The following is a 6,000-nucleotide window of genomic DNA, read 5'->3' as shown; positions in this document are numbered from 1 at the left end:
TCGAAACCGGTGTAACGACGCTCATGCTTGGGAATCAGAATGGGCGCAAAACTACCGTCTCGATCACGGGGGATATCCAGCCGCAGCGGCCCCTCTCCAGTCAGAACCGTCTTGCCAGTCCTGCCATTGCGCTGGTTGGTTTCATCCACCGGACGCTGCGCGCCCGGCAGATACCCCAGATGGTGACTGAGCTCGGCGTTCAAGGCCCGTTCGATCAGCGCCTTCTTGAACGCCGCAGAGGCGTCTTCGATAGCCTCCGCAGTCATCAGGCCCTCACCGAACTGCTCGAGCAGCTCCTTGGGGATTTTTGGTAGGTCACGCAGGGGGTTCTTCTTGGTTGGCATACATGCACCTCTTGCTCATGTTATGCCCGAACACAAAATTTCTGACATACCCCAACTTGGTTTCCGTCACCCATGGTCTGGGCCGTCTCAAGAACGTTTAAGTGCTGGCGACCGGAAGGCGCTGACACTCCTTGTCAGCGCCATGCGTCCTAAATGGCAAGAGGGCCCCGCCCCCTCACCTCACCAAATACCCCCCATCCACCACCACAACCTCCCCCGTCACATAACTCGCCGCCCCCGAACACAAAAACACCGCAACCGCCGCCACTTCCTCCGGCTGCCCCACCCTCCCCATCGGCGTCATCTCCATCCACTTACAAAACCACTCCCTATTCTCCATCCCCCCTCGCGACAAATCCGTCTCGATATACCCCGGCGCCACGGCATTCACCCGAATCCCCTGCCCCGCCACTTCACTGGCCAAGCTCTTGGTCAACATATGCACCGCCGCCTTGGACGCGTTATACGCCACCTGCTGCTGAGGCACGTTCGACACTAACCCCGACATGGACCCGACATTCAACACCGCCCCGCGCCCCTGTTCGCGCATGATCGGCAGCGCTGCGCGGCAGCAGCGGAACACGGCGTCGAGATTGACCGCCATCACGTCGCGCCAGGCCTGGTCGGGGTACTGCTCGGTGCAGCCGTGGCTGGCGATGCCGGCGTTGTTGACCAGCACATCCAGTCGGCCGTGCCACTGGTGGGCGCGCTCCACCAGGCGGGCGGCGGCGTCGGGTTCGGTGAGTTCGGCTTCGATGAAGCGAAAGGCTACGCCTGCTTCTTCCAACACCGCGGCTGCGGCGTCGTTGAAGCGGCGGCCGCTGATGACCACATAGGCCCCCACTTCGCCCAGGGCCTGGGCGATCGCCAGACCAATGCCGCGTGTTCCGCCGGTCACCAGCGCGACTTGGCCGTCGAGCCTGAATTTATCAAGGATCATGTCTACCTCTTCTTATGATGGTGGGTGCATTCGCGAGGACGCTCTACAGATCGACATTGCTCGGCAACACCACCAGATCGCGCACCGTGACGTTGCGCGGGCGGCTGAGCATGAACAGCACCGATTCGGCCACTTCGCGTGGCTCCATCAGCGAGCCGTTGGCCAGGGCTTCATTGAGCTTGTCCTTGGGCCAGTCCTTGAGCAGTGCGGTGACCACCGGGCCTGGCAGCACCGAGCAGACGCGGATGCCGTGGCGCGCCACCTGGCGGCGCACGGTGTGAGCGAAGGCCTGCACGGCGAACTTGGAGGCGGTGTAGACCGGCTCGCACACCACCGGCACCACGCCGGCCACGGAGCTGGTGATGACGATGTCGCCGGTGCAGCGCTCGACCATGTGCGGCAGCACCGTGCGGATGGCGCGGAAGGTGGCGTTGACGTTGAGGTTGAGCATGCGGTCCCAGGCGTCCGGGTCCGCTTCGAGCACGTCGCCTCCGACATAGGCGCCGGCGTTGGCGTGGAAGATGTCCAGGCGGCCGTAGCGCCTGAGGATGGCGGGCAGCAGGCCGTTGACGCTCGCGGGATCGAGCAGGTCGGCGACCCAGGGTGAGGCGTTGCCGCCGAGTTCGTGGCAGGCCTGCTCCAAGGCCTGCTCGGAGCGGTCGATCAACATGACCTTGGCGCCTTCGGCGAGCATCGCCCGTGCGCATTCCAGGCCGATACCGGCCGCTGCGCCGGTGATGGCGGCGACTTTTCCAGTGAGGGTGTGCATGGTGTATCCCTTACAGCCAGACGGTTATGGAAAACCAATCCTTGACCCGACCTGTCCGTAGATCGGGCTGCCCGGCCACACGCGCGGCGGGTTGCCATGGCGCGTGCGGCGGGCCCATGCCTGCCTTCGCCCCGAGGGGCGGTCAGGGCAGTGTAGTCGCTGTGGCGGGTTGTGCGAGCGGTTGTGCTCAGCGCACGGGTTTGAGCTTGAGCAGTGCGCCGTCGTACCAGACCAGCGCCACGTCGCCGGCGGCGGTGGTGTAGAAGATCTGGCCGGCACCTTTGACCGGGCCCCAGGAGCCGGTTTCACAGCGCACGGAATACGCCGTGGTATCGCTCATGCCCAGCTTGTCGAGCAGGGCCAGCTTGTTGGCGGCGGGGGTACTGGTAAGCGCATTGATGCTCGGGTCTTTGCACGCATCGTCCGGCCCGTCCTGGGCATCCCATTTCAGCAGCTCGGGGCTGAAGGTGAGGGTTCTGTTCATCAGGCTTGGGTCGTTATCGACCAGTGCCTGCACGCCATCGTCGGACACCGCCACACCGGCGACGCTCCAGCGGCCATCGAAGGAAAAGCCCTGCGCCTCGGTGGCCGAGGGCTTGGCAGTATTGCCCGCATCGCAGGCTGCCAGTGCCAGCAGCCCAACGGTCAAGACAAAGGGTTTGGCCAACGGATACATTCAACTATCTCCCTGAAAAAAGTGTCTGAAGTGTTGGGGGCAGGCTGGAAACAACCCGCCTGGATAGTTCAGCACGTAAAGGTCATCTGTTCGAAGCGCTGCCGCGCGAGCGCGCCGTGCTAGCATCCTCAAACTTGGATGTGGGGCAATGACTTGGACCAGGATGGGTTGTCGGTCAATACAGGGTCGGCGGTGGGTTCGACGTCATCGTCACGTGCAGCACAACACACATTGAAGAGCGCCCATGCATACCCAGACTCTAGAGCTGTCGCAGTATTTGTCTCAACCCGAAAGAAATGCCATTGCCGAGATCGAAGCCACCACCAGCATCCTCAGGCTAGTGACTCGTATCACCCGCATGAAGTTCGCGGCGATTGCCAAGTTCAACGAAGACGAATGGCTCACCTGCTCGGTGCACGACCCCGACGACATCGGCCCGGACGTCGGCGAAAGCGTGCCGATCGAAACCACCATCTGCGATGAATTCCGCACCCTGCCCAGCGCCTTGCTGATTCCGTCGATCAGCGAGGTGAAGCGCTTCGCGCAAAAGCCGATCGTGCGTCAGTACAACCTGGAAAGTTATGCCGGCGTGCCGATCTTCCTGCCGGATGGGCGTTTGTACGGCGCGCTGTGTGCGCTGGACATCACGCGCACCGCCCTGGACGATCCTGATCTGGCAGAAACCCTCACGCTGTTCTCGCGGCTGATCGGCTGCATCTTCTACAACAACCTGCAGCAGGACGCCGACGAACCGTCGATGCATTACGCCCGCTGAAAACACACCCCCGCCAAACGCCTACAGGGCACCACGCTGCTTGCAGCGGGTGCCCTGTTCAGGGTGACGCCGATCAGAGGCGGAAGCGGCCGACCAGGTCGTTGAACGAGATGGCCAGGCGCGACAGCTCCTGGGCCGAGGCGGTGGTCTGGTGGGCGCCGGCTGCGGTCTGGGTGGAGAGGTCCTGGATGTTGACCAGGTTCTTGTCCACTTCGCGGGCCACGTGGGCCTGCTCTTCGCACGCGGTGGCGATCACCAGGTTGCGGTCGTTGATGCTGGCGATGCCCGAGGCGATGGATTCGAGCGCCTGACCGGTGGCCGTGGCCAATTGTTGGGTGTTGTTGACCAGCGTCTGGCTCTTGGCCATGGCCACCACCGCTTGGTCGGCACGGGCCTGGACGCTGCCGATCATCTGCTCGATCTCCACCGTCGAGGACTGGGTCCGGGCAGCCAGCGCCCGCACTTCGTCGGCGACCACCGCGAACCCGCGTCCTTGCTCGCCGGCACGGGCGGCTTCGATGGCGGCGTTCAGCGCCAGCAGGTTGGTCTGCTCGGCAATGCCACGGATCACGTCCAGCACCTTGGCGATGTCTTTCACCTGGCCGGCCAGGTGCTCGACGGTGTCCGAAGAGGCCTGGATTTCCACGGTGGCGTTGTTCACCGCAGCCACCGCCTCACGGGCTTGGCCCACGCCTTGGTCGGCCTGTTCGCGGGCAGCTTTCGAGGCTTCGGAGGTGGACACGGCGTTGCGCGCCACTTCGTCCACCGACGAGGTCATCTCGTTGACGGCGGTGGCCGCCTGCTGGATTTCGTCGTTCTGCTTGAGCAGGCCACGGCTGCCATCTTCGGTCACCGAGTTGAGCTCTTCGGCGGCCGAGGCGAGTTGGTTGGCGGCGTCGGAGATCTGGTGCAGGGTCGACTTGAGGCTGTTCTGCATGTCGCCGATGGCGTTGATCAGTTCGCCGGTTTCGTCGCGGCTGGTGCTGGAGACTTTCTGGGTCAGATCGCCTTGGGCGACGCGCTGGGCAGCCGTCACCGCTTCGACGATGGGTCGGCTGATCAGGCGGCTGATGAACAGACCCAGGGCGAAGGCGATGATGAAGGCGATGACGATACCGGCGTACAACACCGTGGTCACTTGGTTTTCCAACGCATCGGCGTCCTTGGCCCCTTCACCGATCTGACGGTTGTTGGATTCGACCATGATGGTCAACTCGGACAGGATCTTGTCGTACGACTGTGCCAACTCACCCGACAGCACCGCACGGGCACTTTTCAGATCACCCGCCTGGGCCAGGTTGACCACCTGCTGCAGTTGCGCCTGATACACCGGCCACAACTTTTCCATGCGATCGCCCGCTGCCCGCTCGTCATCTTCCAACGGCGTTGCGCGATAAGTGGCGAAGGCTTTTTCACTGGCGGCGCGGTCGGCTGCCATAGCACGCAGGATTTGATCCTTGATCGCTTGATCAGCGTTTTCGGCAGTCGCGGTAATCAAAGAATAAAGGTCGCGCTGCTGGGAAATGGCCATAGCCCTGGCCTCCCCGGTTTTGGACACCGACACCAGGTTGTTGGAGAACACCAGGCCGAGGCTCTGCGCCATCTGGCTGACACCGCGCCCGCCCAGGAGACCGATGGCCAGAGTGATGAGCGCGCAGACACCGAAGGCCGTCATAAGTTTGGTCGATAATCGTGCGTTTCTGATGAAATTCATTTCAATCTCGAATGTAAGTGGACATACCAAACTGATCGGCACTATAACGCCATTATTGAATGTTTATTTTAGGATCCAATATACAGTGCGCCCATACAGCTTGTTCGTAATGAGAGTAATTCCGAATAAATTAATAGGCTGAATGCCTATACAGGTGCGCGTATATGTCGCACTTCGGCAGTTTTAAGTTAATAGACAGCGGTGCACTCGACAGGTATGTGAATGCCTTGACTGATGGATTCGTCTACAGCCGTACGGAAATCCCAACTACGCTGAACAGCAGCGGCGCATCGCTCGACCTGGGTCGGACGGTCAGCGCCAGGCACAGTCATCACAGGAGTCGTCGATGAAGCTCACCCCCCTCTCTGCTGCTGGGAACCCTGCTCACCTGCTGCGCCCTTCAGGCCACAGCCGCCGATCAATACTTGCCTGACCTGGTGCAAAAAGCGCCCTACAAGGCGGCCTACGCCAAGATGCTGGTGCTGCCGGAGTGGATCAGCCAGGCCAAAGGCACCGCCACGCCGCTGCGCAAGGTCAAGCTGGGCGACGACACGGTGCTGGTGGGTAACGTGTGCAAGCCCCACGACTGCAAGGACAACCAACTGGTGGTGGTCTTCAACGCCAAAGGCACGCAATCATGGGGCTTGCTGGCCACCCGCGAGGACAGCGATGGCGCGTTCGAGAAGCACTACCTCGGCTCGCCGAACGAGGCCGTGAGAGCGCTGCTGGAAACCACCTTCGAGCGGGACAATCCCGACGACTGAACACCACGGCCGGGGCTG

General features: G+C 62.2%; 7 protein-coding genes. 2 read left to right on the top strand and 5 right to left on the bottom strand.

All coding sequences use genetic code 11. The features are described 5' to 3' along the window. The 4 genes from Q7C30_RS02585 to Q7C30_RS02570 form a co-directional block, all read right to left on the bottom strand. On the bottom strand, nt 1–344 hold a 344-nt coding region (locus tag Q7C30_RS02585; RefSeq protein ID WP_317870562.1), incomplete at its 3' end, for a transposase. A 175-nt stretch (nt 345–519) separates the two neighbouring features. Beyond that, complete coding sequence (locus tag Q7C30_RS02580) at nt 520–1,284, bottom strand: SDR family NAD(P)-dependent oxidoreductase (RefSeq protein WP_317870561.1); 765 nt, start codon at nt 1,282–1,284, stop codon at nt 520–522. A gap of 43 nt (nt 1,285–1,327) precedes the next feature. Beyond that, nucleotides 1,328–2,053 carry an SDR family oxidoreductase gene (locus Q7C30_RS02575; RefSeq protein WP_039580381.1) on the bottom strand — a complete coding sequence of 242 codons (726 nt, stop codon included), beginning with the start codon at nt 2,051–2,053 and terminating at the stop codon, nt 1,328–1,330. Between the two features lie 187 nt (nt 2,054–2,240). After that, nucleotides 2,241–2,729: a hypothetical protein gene (locus Q7C30_RS02570; protein ID WP_295488416.1), complete on the bottom strand. Its 489-nt coding sequence runs from the start codon at nt 2,727–2,729 to the stop codon at nt 2,241–2,243. Nucleotides 2,730–2,973: 244 nt separating this feature from the next. Here Q7C30_RS02570 and Q7C30_RS02565 point away from each other — a divergent pair, with 244 nt between their 5' ends. Further along, entirely contained in the window at nt 2,974–3,504 is a 531-nt protein-coding gene (locus tag Q7C30_RS02565) for a GAF domain-containing protein (protein ID WP_029612686.1), read from the top strand. Between the two features lie 73 nt (nt 3,505–3,577). Here Q7C30_RS02565 and Q7C30_RS02560 read toward each other — a convergent pair whose 3' ends face one another. Continuing rightward, entirely contained in the window at nt 3,578–5,218 is a 1,641-nt protein-coding gene (locus tag Q7C30_RS02560; RefSeq protein ID WP_317870559.1) for a methyl-accepting chemotaxis protein, read from the bottom strand. 425 nt (nt 5,219–5,643) lie between these two features. On the opposite strand from Q7C30_RS02560, the gene Q7C30_RS02555 reads away from it, so the two are divergent. Next, entirely contained in the window at nt 5,644–5,982 is a 339-nt protein-coding gene (locus tag Q7C30_RS02555; protein WP_317870558.1) for an Ivy family c-type lysozyme inhibitor, read from the top strand. Nucleotides 5,983–6,000: the final 18 nt, after the last annotated feature.

This window comes from Pseudomonas sp. RAC1, assembly GCF_030658255.1.
In the GTDB taxonomy this organism is placed as follows: domain Bacteria; phylum Pseudomonadota; class Gammaproteobacteria; order Pseudomonadales; family Pseudomonadaceae; genus Aquipseudomonas; species Aquipseudomonas boreofloridensis.
This window is presented reverse-complemented; position numbering and strand designations above follow the sequence as displayed.

Excerpts from the sequence above, each read along its gene's own strand:
- Q7C30_RS02580 (WP_317870561.1), bottom strand. The coding sequence starts at position 1,284 with ATGATCCTTGATAAATTCAGGCTCGACGGCCAAGTCGCGCTGGTGACC.
- Q7C30_RS02575 (WP_039580381.1), bottom strand. The coding sequence starts at position 2,053 with ATGCACACCCTCACTGGAAAAGTCGCCGCCATCACCGGCGCAGCGGCC.
- Q7C30_RS02570 (WP_295488416.1), bottom strand. The coding sequence starts at position 2,729 with ATGTATCCGTTGGCCAAACCCTTTGTCTTGACCGTTGGGCTGCTGGCA.
- Q7C30_RS02565 (WP_029612686.1), top strand. The coding sequence starts at position 2,974 with ATGCATACCCAGACTCTAGAGCTGTCGCAGTATTTGTCTCAACCCGAA.
- Q7C30_RS02560 (WP_317870559.1), bottom strand. The coding sequence starts at position 5,218 with ATGAATTTCATCAGAAACGCACGATTATCGACCAAACTTATGACGGCC.